The sequence below is a fragment of the Paenibacillus sp. Marseille-Q4541 genome, from assembly GCF_018310695.1.
GTDB lineage: Bacteria > Bacillota > Bacilli > Paenibacillales > Paenibacillaceae > Paenibacillus.
Map to the genome: position 1 here is coordinate 13,309 of NZ_JAGXCY010000032.1, position 14,525 is coordinate 27,833.

Consider the following 14,525-nt stretch of genomic DNA (forward strand, 5'->3'; position numbering starts at 1 on the left):
GTGAGTTATCAATTCGCATTCTGCCAGAAACGTTCATTTGTGAAGAGTTCTAGCTGCAGCATGATTTCCCACCATTTGCGGAAAGAAGCATTAATGAATTGCCTCTCCTCACCATACGGGTAAGGACTACCAAACTGTGTTCCATATACTAAATACGAGTTAGTCATACCAGCCGCTGACAATTCATCTTCAATCCATGATTCAAATGCTCTTGCAAAGAGCTCATGGTCACGACGCCAGTATGCCCCCATGTTTTTAGCATCGGAATAAAATAGGCTTTCATCAGAGGGAATGTAGAAGCTCTTTGGTACTTCCTTCCCTGCTTCCTTTAGCAGATTACAATATAAAATGGCAATATCCATCCATTGATTATTCTTTATACGATATCGGCCAATCAAGGACTGTAATGCAGTACTTATATCGTAATTATTTAACGCCAATGCCCCTTTAATTCTGTCGTAATAACGACTCTGGGGAAGCGGGAGCGGATCAGGAACTTTCACTAGTCGCTTGCCATTACCTTCTTTAATCACCTTCATTAGATCAGCGAAGGCTTCTTTTAACTCTGCAGGAAGATGAGGTCCTGCCTCAGAACCGGACAATAAGGCACGCTTACCGTTCGAGAATTGATGGGAGTATGAATACAGATTTTGATCAAGCGCATGAGCCCATTCATGGCACTGGGATCCTCCTCCGCGATGCTTGGTCAAATTCATTACGTTGGTAGAAACCTCAAAATGTGCTGCTGCTTTACCACTCCCTCTTGCTCCAAAGGCAAGCCCAAGAGCACCATAGAATGAGATCGCTTTTGGAGGAAGCTTCAAAATAGAAGCTAGATCTGCCCAAGCATTCCCAGAACAAAGTACGTGGTATCTTCCTGCAGCATCATCCACCCAATTACCGAACTGAATTCCACGAAAACCGTATTGAGTAATAAAGTCCTCAGGCTTCGTAACTCCGGATGCTTTCTCTGATAAGCGGATTACCTCATCAGGTACTTTACGCTCCCAGTAGGCTTTATTTGACTGTCGTCGGTTACTTTGATTCCTTCGTTTCTTTGCCCAATTCCAATCCTGTCCTTCCTCTGATTCAAAAGCTCTCTTATATATCTTGCGGTATCCTGCCACTGCCCGTGACTTGGTAACAAAAAGAGATTTGAATCGATCTCCTAGTGACAGCCAATGCGAGTAGGACAACAGTTCCGGATTCTTTTTCACCTGGTACTCGGATTGCGAGTAATGGGCATTACGAACATTAATCCGCAGCTCTGAGACTGCAGATTTAACAGAATCCACTGTTTTCGCGTCTCTAAATAAGGATCTCAGTTCATTCACAGCTTGTATGAAATATCTTCTTTGAACTGAATCATCGGCTGGTCGTTGACTTACACGGTCCCAGATTAGTTTCACAACTAGAGCAGCCTCAGAAGTATAACCCTCTTCTTGTAAATTCTCAGCATTCAGTGAGCCGATTAACCCATCTTTACAGACTAAATCATATGCCTGGCTAGGATCGACTTCCATAGCTGTCTGCCACTCCGATGAGAACTTTACCAGGCCAGATGCAAGATGCTTTCGTGCACCCCGTAATTCCTCACCACAGTCGTAAGCAAATTGTTTGCTATTGCCGGAACTACTAGACGCAACTACCGCTGCCGGTGGATTAAAGAAAATCTCGTGTTGGTCAACCACCTGATAATCCTGCTCAAACATAAAGTAATCAAACAGTGACATAACTGATTGTTGGGACATATTTTTACCTCCATGCTCCTCCGCGCAAGGCGGAGGTGTTTTTATTACCGTCCGCCAGGACGCTGAACAAGCGATAGACACATACATGTACCCATCAGATCATATTTCTTCTCTTTTCAAGTATTCTCTTTATAGCTTCGTTGTCTTCCTCTGTAACTTGGTCAACTCCTGTTCCGTATGGATCGAATACAGAGTGACCAAAGAAATTCTTCATAGAACCAGATACAGCGATCAACTGAAATATTGCATCACGGAACCTCTCCGTTACTGGGAATCCCTCAACCATTTCTCGTTCTAATACCATTTGGTACGCGGTGATAATCTCACTCTTGCGCCACTCAATATCGAGTCTGGCCATCGTCTGCAGGAGATGTGTTCGACAATCTATCGTTAGATCTCCGATACCACTTCCGATTTTAGACTTACCTATCCTTTGAACCCCAGTGATACCTCCATATCGAATATCCTGACCGATCGCTTTAAGGATTCTACGGAATTTGTAATATTTTTCGTACTCCGGATGAGTGGAGATCAGATTTCCCATACTCTTGTCTTGAGATATGGTGCACAGGTAACAGCCCATTCTTGCCGACTTACCGCACTGCATCATGGCTTCATTGTCATTAACAACGGCAGCACCAAGAGGACACTCACTGCCGGCTGCATTGCCATAAAAGGCTAGAAGCTCTGTATTACGAGCTCCCTTCTTCCATGGTCCCCGGTTGAACGCTAAATACGTGACGACTTCCTGCTTCGTCCAATCTCGAATAGGTGAGGCTGTACGAATATTGCCTACAGGATGATGCCCATAAAAGTCTTCACCAAAATGCTTCGAAAGGCTGCGTTTTCTCATTACACTCTCATTGTCTCTCGAACCAAGCACCAGCACCGTGTCTTCAGCTCCTTCAGCCAAAAACATTGCCTCAAGGAACTCTCTCGCCGGCTCAATCTTAAGACGACGAACACAGTATTTGAAGGAGACGGAAGGGGCTTGGTATCCCTTACCGATGATGCATACGAGCAGGGTATTATCCTCTCGTGGTTCAACGATGTGATACTCAATCCATGGAAAAGCCCTGCCTAAAGCATCTCGAAGCTCATGAATAATTTGTTTAACGCCTGGGTTCTCCACTAACGTATCAGCTGATATGACCATGATTCCTTTAGACGGATCGGGGTTCTTTATTGCATGCTCTATCATCAGCTGCAGCGTAAGCCTTGAATCAACACCACCGGAATTTAATAATCCGATGATAGAGTGCTCATCATAGATCTTCTTGATCTTGGCTCTTGTTACAGCTAATAGTTCATCATCTACTTTCTCAAGGAAATCCAAAGTTTCCCCCGCGATCGCTCGCTGTGTACGCTTTTGCGAAGCGCCGGTTGCCAGATCAAATATATCGAAAGATGGCTGGCAGCGATCCTCTGGAAACGGTAGCTGGTCTTTACTCGCACCATAAGGAGGAATATTGAGCGCGTAAATTTCAATAAGTACAGCGCAGGATCGATGGAATCCGTAGACCTGGAATTTGTGCTTTGGACTCGTGTAGCTCCAATCACTCATGGAAGGATAATTGTTTCTGCCAAACATGTAAGAGTCATCCGTCACTGTAGTAGCAACCAAAGCGTCTATAGCTGCCTGTTCAGGCATCCATAAATTAAATCCTGATTTTTCCAGAAACAAAAAAAGCGCTCCTGAGACAGAATCGCCTTGAAATAAATCCTTCCATGAAAAGCCGCTATCCGGTGCTAAACAATCCAAATCGGGTCGATCTTTAACGAAATGATGGATTGCAAAGTATACACCCTTCTCAAAAATTGCAGTCCAGTCTCGAACGACCCCATGAAATGAAAAACCAACAGCTTCAAGGTAATCCCAGGTATCTAAGATCACAGAGTTATAGTCCTTCAGCCGATTTTGAATCCCAATCTTTGTTGTGTTTTCGACTAATTCATAAGTTTCCATGTTTATATCCCCCTCTGCTAACATCCCGAAGAATGAATGTAGTAATAAAGCTTGATGTAGTGTTCGTTAACGAACTCATATGCTCTCAAGATCAGATGCAGTGAGTAAGATCTGCTACAACACTGCTCTCTACTTCCGATAAACGCCACTACTTCCTCGATCGTATCGAAAGTTTCCGTATTAATCTGATTTTCTAATGTCGCAATTCGATTTACTTCAGGTAAACAGAGTATCAATTGCCCAGCTCTGTATACTCTAAGCATCTTCATTCCGTCGTCTTCAATGACGGTTTGCAAATTGCTCATCTCTATCTCCTCCTATTTGGACATAAAAAAAGAAGGCGTACAAAGACATACGTATAGTGCGTATGCTTTATAGCCTTCCTATTTCAATCCAATATTTATTAGCTTAAAAGAAGCGTTCACCGTCTTTACCGAAAATTAGCGGCAAAGAAAAATACAAAAATCTTAATAACATTATTATAAAGTGGGACAAAAGTGTTGTAAACACGACTCTTCATAATTTGGGATATATTTACTGGGTTTCTCACGATGACCTACACTATGCAATTGGTGCATTACTATTTGAATAGCAAGATAATAGCGGTGGTAATTCGGTTGATTTTTGTTAAGCTTCCACTTGGTATTTTTTGTTCATTGCTATCGAAATTTGTTTTTGTAATAATGATTTTTGCTTACCAATTTCTTCTCAGATAGTTATAACTTTCATTGGTATATTTCTGAAGAAGAGATAATTTTAATTAGGAGATGAAAAATGAATAGGTTATTTCAAAAGTCCATTATTCTTGTAATGGCAGGTTCATTATTGACCTCAACAGCAATTAATCCAAAAGCGATAGCAGAAGTTAAAGATAACAAGACATCTGATGTCGTAAATATCAAAAATGAAAGGCAGGAATTAATAGGAAAACGAAGTGAATATTCAAAAACATACCTAAACAGCAATGGTACATTAACAACGGATATCTCTCCAACACCGATCCATTACTTTGATGAAAACATAGAGAAATGGAAACCAATTAATAACGTTCTTAAAGAGAATAATACATCTATTTACAATAACGCCCACTCTTTTCATGTAAAGCTAGATAAACAACACACTTCCGAAGACAACCTACTTGAAATTTCAGAAAATAACTATGAGATAAATTTAACTCCAATGAAGGAGGAATCGGTTACTAATACTACTTACTCCGAAATAGAAACTGCCATAGATGCGGAAGTTTCCAACAATACTGTAATCTATCCAGAAGTTTTTGAGAATGCGGATCTAAAATATTCCTTGGGTAACGATCGTATTAAAGAGGAGATAATTTTAAAAGATAAACCTGCTAACCTGGAAACACCGGTTATCTATACCTTCTCATTAGATTTAGGTAATTTAACATACAAGCAACGAGAGAATGGCTCAATCCTTTTATTAGATAAAGAGTCAGGTGATATAAAGTATTATATTGAAGCACCTATTATGTATGATTCGTTTAAACCTAATGGATACAAAGAGAACGAAGAAATATCTACTATACCAGAAGAAGCTATATCATATGATATTAAGTACGATTTGAGATCTGAAAATAATCAGTTGTATATAGACCTGATCCCCAATCAGGAATGGTTGCTCAGTGACAAGAGGGTCTATCCAGTAACTTTAGATCCTACAATAGTTAAATATCAGCCCCAATATGCACTTTCTGATACAAACATTCGAAGTGCATTCCCAAAACAGACAGCACCAACAGAAACAACCTTAGGGGTAGGTTTATACAAAGACGCTACCCAAGATAATATTATTCGTTCATTAATTAGATTTGATACTAGTTCAATTCCTCAAGGAGCAAATGTTTTAACAGCTGATTTAAATTTATGGTTGGCTTCAGTATCTAATGACACTGGTATGAATGTAACCTTGCATTCAATAAGCACACCATGGACAGAATATTCAGCTTCATGGATGTACTCTGATGCCGGGACACAGTGGAATTCTCAAGGCGGAGATTTTAATGCCTCCCAAGTTTCTACTGCATATGTAGATACTCTTACATCTTTGGATGTCAATTATAAGTGGTCTCTCACACCGTACATGATGGAAAAGTGGATTAATAATCCCGATTCGAATTTAGGTTTTTTACTCAAAAGTTCATCTGAAACCACAAATACCTATAAAAAATTTATTTCCGGTGATGATACCGCTAACACAAAAAATACTCCTCTTCTTAGTGTGACCTACACTTCAGCAAGTCGTCTAGGATTGGAAGATTATTGGACTTTTGATGGCATTAGTTTGGGAGAAGGAACTAGCAACGTCAACTTGGGCACTGGTAATAACGTTATTCAGTATACAGATTATAATCTAGATTCACGGGGGGATACTGCTCTAGTATTTGGTAGAACATATAATTCTAAATCAGTAGAATTAACACCTTTTGGATATGGATGGGTTTATAACGGGTACGAAAGCATCTATGATGCTTATAAAACAGGGAATGTTCTTTATACAGAACCTGATGGAACATCTCATTATTTCAAATATGACCAATCTACAAAGAAGTATATTTCTCCACCAGGTAAATACCTAACGTTAACAAAAGTAACGGATCAAAACAAAGGAACAACAGGATATACCATTACTGATAAAAATGGATATATTACTCATTTTGATACTGTAAATATAGATAACGAACTTAGTGTAGTGACTGCAAGAATAAGCTATGAACAGGATCTATATGGAAATAAACTTGAATACAAATATTCAACAGATGGAAAGTTAACTGGTATAGTCGATGCTACGGGTAGAGAACTAGTATTCACTTATACAACGAGTGGTTTAGTTGACTATGCGATGTTAGAAGGACAAAAAACAGATTACAATTACGATATTAATAAAAGACTTGTTTCGGTGGATCAGTATTCTACTGACGGAACTTATAACCGAACAAAATATGGTTACAGCCCAGAAGGTTACCTTACTACAGTTATTGATCCTAATAACCGCAGGACAGACTTTACTTATGAGAATGAATATGTTGCTAAAGTTCAGGAGCCATCGACAGACGTTTCTGGTGTAGATGGTTTAGAACGACCGGGAAAAAGCTATCAATTTGCTGGAAGAACCTCTTATGTTGCGGATGCTCTAGGTAATGTAACTGAGTATCACATGGATAGCAATTATACCCCTACATCAATTGTTTATGCAGACGGAACAGAAGAACAGGTTGAATATGATACAAACTATAATCCAGAGATATTTATTGATTCTACCGGCAAGAAATATATTCAAAAATATGATTCATACGGTAATGTTCTTGAGAAGACTGATGAAGAAAATCGAACAACAAAATACACGTATAATTCTTTAAATTTTGTTTCTACAGAAACAGATCCAAGTGGGAATGTTATAACCTATGCTTATAATGATAAGGGTAAAGTTGATACCATTACTGATTCAAAAGGTCAGGTAACAAAGCATACCTATGATCAATATGGAAACTTAAAAACTGTTGATAAACCCGATGGATCTATGGATTCATACTCTTACAATGCAGTTGGGAATGAAGTATTAACTACAACCGATGGGAATGGAAATATTACAATATCGGTAACAGATAAACAAGGGAATGAATTAAGCAAAACTGATGGTAAGGGAAATACGAGTTATTATGAATATAATCAACAAAATGAACTTGTAAAAGTTACTGATGCAAACAAACAGGTTACTACGTATGACTACGATAATAATCGTAACCTTTTAAGAACAACATATCCAAATGGTAGTGTTGAGGTAAATACTTACAATGGAACTGGGCAGATCTTATCGTCTACAGATGCCTTGGGCAACACTACAAATAATAAATATGATTCTAATGGTAATCTTATTGAAACTAAGACTCCGAATGGCAGGATTTTTACCTATGTTTATAACGAATTGAATCAATTGGTTGCCACCAAAGAAAATGACAATGTTCTCTACTCATACACATATGATCCGAATGGAAATTTGGAAACCATTAACGATGACGAAAAAGTTATTAAGTACACGGATAGTGGTTCTATTGATTCAGAAATAGATAGAGGAAGTTCAAAAAAATATCTATATTTTGAAAATGGGGAAGTTAAGTCTCTAACGTACTCTGTTAATGCTATTGACTCCGTAATTAACTATAATTACGATGAGTTTGATAGACTCACAGATCTGTATTTCAATAATACTAAAATTATTAGCTATGGTTATGACACCGCTGATGACCTCAAAAATATTACTCTAGGTAATGGGGCAACAACAAAAACTGAATATGATAAAGCTAAAAATTTAACTGGTTATGCAAATTATCGTTCTGATGGAACAGCCATCAACGAATACAATTATACCTATGACCAAAATAATCTGATTAAGTCAGTAACTGCTTCCACTGGAACTGTTGAATACGAGTATAACAACCTTAGTCAGTTGATTTCAGAAACGTTGACTGATGGTACTAAAATTGAGTATTCGTATGATTTCACGGGTAATCGAGATACTAAAAAAGTAACAAAGGGTTCCGATGTTACCACCAATGAGTTAACTTTTAATAAAGTTAATCAAATTAGTACATTTAATGGTACCGCTTTTGAGTATGATCGGAATGGTAACTTAGTTAAAGATAATCAAAACGTATATGTTTATAACGTTTTTGATCAGTTAACGGAAATTAAGGACACTGATAATGTTACTATATTTAGTGCTAGATATGATAATAATGGAAAACGTATCAGTACTGAGACGAAAAATAAAAAACGCAACTATTTCTACCAAGATGATAAAGTTATCTACGAAACTGATGAATCCGGGAATATAGTAATTGAATATATATGGGATGAAAGTGACGTACCAGTTGCATTTATATTTGAAGGACAAACATATTACTATCACTTAAATGGTCACGGGGACGTAGTCAGTTTAACTGATAATTCAGGAAACATAGTTGCTTCTTATGATTACGATGCTTGGGGAAATATAATATCCCAAAGTGGTGAACTTGCTGATGTTAACCCTTATCGTTACGCAGGATATCGCTATGATGATGAAACTGGTTTATATCTGTTATCAGCGAGATATTATGATCCAGATCTAGCTGTGTTCCTAACTATGGATTCACATTCTGGAGATAGTGCTTCACCAATTAACCAGAATAAATATTCATATAGTGATAATAATCCAGTGAATTTGGTTGACCATGATGGCGATAATCCCTTTTCTATAATTCAAGTAACATTTATATTAGTTAAAATTGGAGTGAAGTATTATTTAAAGAAACAAGCTCCAAAAAAATTAGCGAAACAGGCTACTTACACAGCTCGAAGAGTTTCTAAATCTAAATCTAAGAACTATAATTTTAGAAATATGAAATTTGCTAATGCTCATAAACACCACTTGAATGAATTTGGTGCTAAAAAACTTAGTTTAGGGGCATACTCAACAAAAGCTAACAAATTCTTCAAAGCAAAAAATGGCCGGAACGTATTAAAGAAATCAAGAGCAAATGGAGATCGACTCTATTACAATCCAAAAACAAATGAATTCGGAGTATTAGATAGAAAAGGTCACATAAGAACATATTACAAACCTAAAGCTGGGATGAAGTATTGGAGAAATCAATAATAAAATCAGGAGATTAATATGAAAACTTTTATTTGTCTTGTATGTGGATACAACGAATTGGAAGAACCCCCTATCGATGAATATGGATATAAAACATTTATCGTTTGCCCATGTTGTGGATTTGAGTTTGGTTTTCACGATGATGATCAAGGATATACCTACGAGGGTTATCTAAAAGAATGGATTCAAAATGGAGAGAAGTGGGCTTACCTTCCTAAGCCAGAGGATTTTGATTTACAAAAGCAGTTAAAAAATATTAAGCAGTAGCTAAAAATAGAAAGAAGCTGTCGTAACTGGCTGCTTCTTTCTATTTTTTAAATATGTTTTATTGGGTATGCAGATAGTTTAAAGTATGGGTCTGTCAAGAATGACAAGGAAATCCCCCGAGGGGGATTTGGCGACTTAACGTAAATGATTGCCCACCCGTTCTGGAAAAAAGACAGACAGTTGGAGTAGCATCTGGCCCAGTTCTGCACGACAATGGGCTCGAATTCGCTCATCCGATCCCTAGGCATGGTAATCTCTTGCTCGCCATACTCACTGACGACTATCTTTTTGCTTTTGCTGTTGCGGGTGTTTGGCGTCATTTTGGCCGTGACCTCATTATTCTCTTTAATGAAGGCTCGTAATTGTTCCTTTGACCAAAGTCCCATGTGCTGAGTACAAGAAACACTCGACCGTATGATACTAAGGCATATTCGTATTTTTTTCAGCATAGTAAATTAGGGCTCCGTAAATATCTGTTGTTTCGTATGAATCCTCTGGCATAGTGGTTTCCGCATATTCTTTAATTATATTTAATGCCTCCTTCTCCACATTTTCAATAGAAGCCTTATCGAGTGCTTCTTCTACATAAAGCAATGAATGACTTTTTGATAAAGTATTTTTGTCATATAGATTCTCTAACAATAAATCATTCATAATTTCGCTCACATGTTTATATAAGTAAGCTTCTAATGCATTATCACGGGTATCTGCTATATTGCTCTGTAACTCACTTATCTCTAGTTTGGACCGTTCCACTTGAGCAGATAACTGTTCTTTTTCCTTCTGAAGGTTAGTTACGTCACTTTTTAATTCCTCAGAAAGCGTCGTGCTGTTTTTTATATCATTTTGGAGTCTGAGTGCTTCAGAATTCTTTTCTTTAATTTCGTTTGATAGCTCGTTAATTTCTACCTTTGCAGTTGCTAATTCATTTTCTTTATCAAAGATCGGTTTCACTGAGAAGATGTATTGATAAACAGCAAAACCAACGCCAAACATTGTTAATAAAACAGCCAACTTATCGAAGGTGCCATGATCCTCCTTAAACCATTTATGTTTTCGAGCCCATAAAAAAAAGTCTATTATTCCAAAAGGAATAAAACAAAACCCATATCCCTAGTCTTATAAGAAATTTCATGAAAAGCCTCCATCATCTATGTATATTAAACATTATACTTAACATATCTTGAAAGGAAACTATCTCGGAAGATAGACACCTTCATATTTTGACTTTCTATTGAAGCATCTGATAGGAGAGTTTCTTTATAGAGCAAAAAAGCTGCCTTTTTGGCAGCTCCTGCTATTTATATAAACTCAAGTACAGATTTCTTTAATGTAAGATTGCTTCTGACTGCTGTTCTGATTCATTACGAACCCAAACAGCCTCATAGCTCAGCGTAAAGCCGGCATCTACAGAAGCCGCCATCAAAGCAACAAGGAAGGTTGTCCCCATTGCTTTAGCTGCTTCCGGAGGTACCGCATTTCCTATATACTCCCGAGCCTTTGCATCACTGCAGCCAACAAGCTGGAAAGGCATACCATTAGGCAAATGAGCAGGGAAAGATTGCAACATCGCTAATTCGTAAGTCGTAAGTGGACGATGCCAAGTACCGTCTTCAGCAATGATGAGGTACACGCCTCGATCCTGATCTGCAGGAAATGTTCCATCCTCTGTACCGTTTAGAACATTGGAAGGTGCAGCATTCCTTGGGTCAGAGAAAGCCAAGGCACCGCTGCCGAACCGGGTTCCGGTCACACATGGGGAAGGCTCATCATGTCTAACAACTTGATACACCCCAGGGTGTCTCCCCTTCCGTTCTTTAAGACGAGGATCATTTACGCAAATAGCTCCATTATTCGGCCCTACAGCGCCTGTCACCGTTTGGGAAGCCTCATCCCATTGAGACATACGGTAAATGGAACGATGCGTACTTCCTTCGTTTAAACCCATTCGAGGATCAGATACGGCTGAAGCTCCATTGCTCCTGCCAGGCCCAGCTCCTCCTGTGATTGTTCTAGAAACACTGTTCCAATCTTCAACTGCCCAAGCCCCTCGTCTAGGCTCGTGTTGAACTCGATAGTTCCACCAATCGAGCTTATTTAAATCTCTCCAATCTCCGCCGGCAGGAATCAGCGCAAGACGCATCCATGTCTTCCACTCAAGTTTAGGAAGCCGGTGAAGCGGTCCTGCTGCGACTGTATCACCTGGAAATGGTAAATCTTTGATAACATCTCCAATTGTTTTTAATGGCCTGCGTGGAGGCTGATAGACAAAATTTTTCACACGCTTTTCTTGTCTGGAGATTAAGAGATATCTCTTTCTCCGTTCCGCCAGACCACCTAACTCCCCACAATCGTGAGTATTATCGCTGGTAATATAGCCAAATGACTGCAATAGCTTTTTGATTCGATCAAGAATCTGCTTTCCTCTGGTCATAATGCGAGGCACATTCTCAAGCAAGATGAGCGCTGGAAGATGTCCACCGTACTCGAGACAAGCTTTAAGCGCTATTTCTAGACCACGGATTGTTAGCATGTTGAGAGCCTGGTACTTCTTTGTTTTTGCTGATTTTTCAGGCAGCAGACCCGAAAAACCCTTGCATGGAGGAGATGTAAAAATTACATCAGGTACTTCCCAACCAAATGCGTCCCATAGATCACCAGGCGTGGCCTCATGCCAATGATTCGGCGGTTCATCTCCGTGAAAATCTATGTACTGTTCTCTTGAAAACAAATCCATACATACGGCCTTACCACCTGTAATTAGCTCATAGTTTTGACAAACAACCGGGTCAGCATCAATGCTGCAGAGTGTTCGAAAACGTCCGACGTATCCCATATATTCTGCTCGTGCCTGAGCGAAACCAAGAGAGCCGCCGCCTGCTCCGCCAAATAGATGAGCTACCGTATGTTCCGTCTTAACTTCAGGTTTGATTGCAAATACCACTATGTTATTCCTCCTGCTCCTCCCTTCTGCACAGGGAGGATTAATGTTTCCCTGTGCAGAGGGTGTAAAGCATTTAGAATATACTGCTATAATGCTGCTCTTTATTAGAAGAATGAAATCTGTCCTGACATAGTAGGTGAATAGTTCATAAACAGATACTCGGTTTCTGTCCTACGTTTTTGGCCTTCTGATGCTTTCACAACAGAACCAACCTTCGCTTCTAAGGTCACGTAATTCCAATCTTTATAAAGCTCAAGCACAAGCGGGTCACCATAATAGGTAACAAGGCACTTCCCCTCTATATGCTTAAGCATCTCAGCTAGTTCCACATGATCCTCTTGCCGGAAACCACCTTTGTAGCAATTCTCACGGCCAACATAAGGAGGATCAATAAAAAAGAACACCTCTGGTCCATCATAACGTTTTATGATTTCTCGGTAGTCTAAGCATTCAATCATGACATTGCGGAAGCGTTTCTCAAAAGAGTCCAACTTGAGTATCGATGACTGGTAATCTGAAGCGCAGTTCTTTACTCTTCCAGCACGCCAGCCGCTCGGTTGATTAGGCATAGGAATGATGCTTTGTCTGAGCAGATAGAAGTATCGAACAGCGCGTTCATATGGGTCCTCCGGCATTTCTTCACGAAGCCAGGTCTCATATAAAAAACGGCTCGTTGGCAAAGAGGCTAGGTCTTCTATCAGTTGCTCCTTTTGCTGCCGCAGCATCATATAAAAATTGATAAGATCTCCGTCTTTATCATTAAACACCTCAACTTTACTGGGCTCACGGGCAATCGTCATATTGGCAGCCCCGCCGAATAAATCAACCCAGCAATGATGGTCAGGTAGGTAAGGAATAATTGAATGCGCAAGTTTTGCCTTACCTCCGAAGTATCGTAGACCCGTCTGTACAACATTGTTTTTCAGTGCCATCTTCCATCTCTCCTATTATCCGAAATCGGTTTTATCGATTCGGAAATAGGCAGGACTCTATCTGTCCTCTTACGGATCCTCGATTAGAGAAACGTAAGTGCTACTTATCCCAATAGGGAGCTCGCAGAAGGGGGTTACAATGAACCGCATAACGGAAATAAATCCGTTCCTTCATTCACACCTGAGTTTAGAGAGTATGGAGTAGCCTACTTTTATTTGTCATTTCTTTTACTCCTTAATTACTAAGTACTCTTTTTCATCTGTATTCGGTGACGGCTCAATAACAGCTGTCTCGAAATACAAGGTTGAACCAGCAAAATCTTCTCCAAGAATTTCATGAGCATCTTCTCCTGCTTCAGAACGCCTAACATATTCAGAATAGGGAGTATTCGTCCAAAGTTGAAAGTCTGCAGCAGCTCGTTCAACTGCAGTAGGACCCATATAAGGAGTGACCTCCTGAATAAGATCCTGAAACATCTTTACTGAAATTATGACTTGAGTACTTAAATCTATATATATCTCTGTGTTTTTCTCCTCTTTCTCGTTACAATCTAGTATCCCAGATCCAGCAAGTGTTCCCTTGTAATCGGCAGACATAATGGTGTTGTAAACCTCAGTGGACCAATCATGAATTCCATCAAGAGTAACCGTCTCAAGCTGTAATGGATCATTCAGATTCAGCTCTAATGTATTGAGAAATTGAATATCAAACCAGAAAGATTGCGATTCTTTAAATTCCCCGCCTAAATAAGTTACAAACAACTTATCCTGGATGCGATAAATATCCGTGACAAAGTTAGAATACTGATAATCAGCTTCTAGGCGATAAACGAAATTCTCGAGCATTTCATGCCAATACAGAGAGGCTTCTGAAAAGTCCAAAACCGTAACAGAACCTTTTTCGTTACATATTGGGCAGTCTTTTGCCCCCTCACACTCGCAGTTCAGCTCTGTTAGAGAAATATCAGAAGTACACTTGATCACATCTATCACTCTCGTTCCTATGTCTT

The 14,525-nt window shown here is 39.3% G+C and carries 10 protein-coding genes; 2 read left to right on the forward strand and 8 right to left on the reverse strand.

Annotated elements, in window-relative coordinates; genetic code table 11:
- Positions 1 to 8: 8 nt before the first annotated feature.
- The 3 genes from KFT32_RS22055 to KFT32_RS22065 form a co-directional block, all read right to left on the reverse strand.
- Entirely contained in the window at positions 9 to 1,751 is a 1,743-nt protein-coding gene (locus tag KFT32_RS22055) for an LPD1 domain-containing protein (RefSeq protein ID WP_249436058.1), read from the reverse strand.
- A gap of 94 nt (positions 1,752 to 1,845) precedes the next feature.
- Entirely contained in the window at positions 1,846 to 3,717 is a 1,872-nt protein-coding gene (locus KFT32_RS22060) for a phosphoadenosine phosphosulfate reductase domain-containing protein (protein ID WP_205055023.1), read from the reverse strand.
- A gap of 17 nt (positions 3,718 to 3,734) precedes the next feature.
- The gene (locus tag KFT32_RS22065; RefSeq protein ID WP_205055022.1) at positions 3,735 to 4,022 is read right to left on the reverse strand and encodes a hypothetical protein; all 288 of its coding nucleotides are present in this window, start codon (positions 4,020 to 4,022) and stop codon (positions 3,735 to 3,737) included.
- Positions 4,023 to 4,491: 469 nt separating this feature from the next.
- Between KFT32_RS22065 and KFT32_RS22070 the strand changes: the two genes are divergently transcribed.
- Positions 4,492 to 9,372: a DNRLRE domain-containing protein gene (locus tag KFT32_RS22070; RefSeq protein WP_205055021.1), complete on the forward strand. Its 4,881-nt coding sequence runs from the start codon at positions 4,492 to 4,494 to the stop codon at positions 9,370 to 9,372.
- Positions 9,373 to 9,390: 18 nt separating this feature from the next.
- Positions 9,391 to 9,639, forward strand: coding sequence for a hypothetical protein (locus tag KFT32_RS22075; RefSeq protein ID WP_205055020.1), 249 nt, complete (start codon positions 9,391 to 9,393; stop codon positions 9,637 to 9,639).
- 47 nt (positions 9,640 to 9,686) lie between these two features.
- Here the strand turns inward: KFT32_RS22075 and KFT32_RS27505 are convergent, their stop codons facing one another.
- The 5 genes from KFT32_RS27505 to KFT32_RS22100 all read right to left on the reverse strand — a co-directional run bounded on the left by KFT32_RS27505 (position 9,687) and on the right by KFT32_RS22100 (position 14,499).
- On the reverse strand, positions 9,687 to 10,025 hold the full coding sequence (locus KFT32_RS27505; RefSeq protein WP_274338795.1) for a transposase: 339 nt from the start codon (positions 10,023 to 10,025) through the stop codon (positions 9,687 to 9,689).
- A gap of 34 nt (positions 10,026 to 10,059) precedes the next feature.
- Positions 10,060 to 10,635 (reverse strand): coiled-coil domain-containing protein, encoded by a 576-nt coding sequence (locus KFT32_RS22085; protein ID WP_211749626.1) that lies wholly within the window; start codon positions 10,633 to 10,635, stop codon positions 10,060 to 10,062.
- Positions 10,636 to 10,966: 331 nt separating this feature from the next.
- A complete protein-coding gene (locus KFT32_RS22090; protein WP_251584638.1) occupies positions 10,967 to 12,583 on the reverse strand; it encodes a DNA cytosine methyltransferase in 1,617 nt (538 codons plus the stop codon).
- A gap of 104 nt (positions 12,584 to 12,687) precedes the next feature.
- Positions 12,688 to 13,515, reverse strand: coding sequence for a DNA adenine methylase (locus KFT32_RS22095; protein WP_205055018.1), 828 nt, complete (start codon positions 13,513 to 13,515; stop codon positions 12,688 to 12,690).
- Between the two features lie 228 nt (positions 13,516 to 13,743).
- The gene (locus KFT32_RS22100) at positions 13,744 to 14,499 is read right to left on the reverse strand and encodes a hypothetical protein (protein ID WP_205055017.1); all 756 of its coding nucleotides are present in this window, start codon (positions 14,497 to 14,499) and stop codon (positions 13,744 to 13,746) included.
- Positions 14,500 to 14,525: the final 26 nt, after the last annotated feature.

What these genes read in the sequence shown, in the direction of transcription:
- KFT32_RS22055 (WP_249436058.1), bottom strand. Translation starts at nt 1,751, where the DNA reads ATGTCCCAACAATCAGTTATGTCACTGTTTGATTACTTTATGTTTGAG.
- KFT32_RS22060 (WP_205055023.1), bottom strand. Translation starts at nt 3,717, where the DNA reads ATGGAAACTTATGAATTAGTCGAAAACACAACAAAGATTGGGATTCAA.
- KFT32_RS22065 (WP_205055022.1), bottom strand. Translation starts at nt 4,022, where the DNA reads ATGAGCAATTTGCAAACCGTCATTGAAGACGACGGAATGAAGATGCTT.
- KFT32_RS22070 (WP_205055021.1), top strand. Translation starts at nt 4,492, where the DNA reads ATGAATAGGTTATTTCAAAAGTCCATTATTCTTGTAATGGCAGGTTCA.
- KFT32_RS22075 (WP_205055020.1), top strand. Translation starts at nt 9,391, where the DNA reads ATGAAAACTTTTATTTGTCTTGTATGTGGATACAACGAATTGGAAGAA.
- KFT32_RS27505 (WP_274338795.1), bottom strand. Translation starts at nt 10,025, where the DNA reads ATGGGACTTTGGTCAAAGGAACAATTACGAGCCTTCATTAAAGAGAAT.
- KFT32_RS22085 (WP_211749626.1), bottom strand. Translation starts at nt 10,635, where the DNA reads ATGTTTGGCGTTGGTTTTGCTGTTTATCAATACATCTTCTCAGTGAAA.
- KFT32_RS22095 (WP_205055018.1), bottom strand. Translation starts at nt 13,515, where the DNA reads ATGGCACTGAAAAACAATGTTGTACAGACGGGTCTACGATACTTCGGA.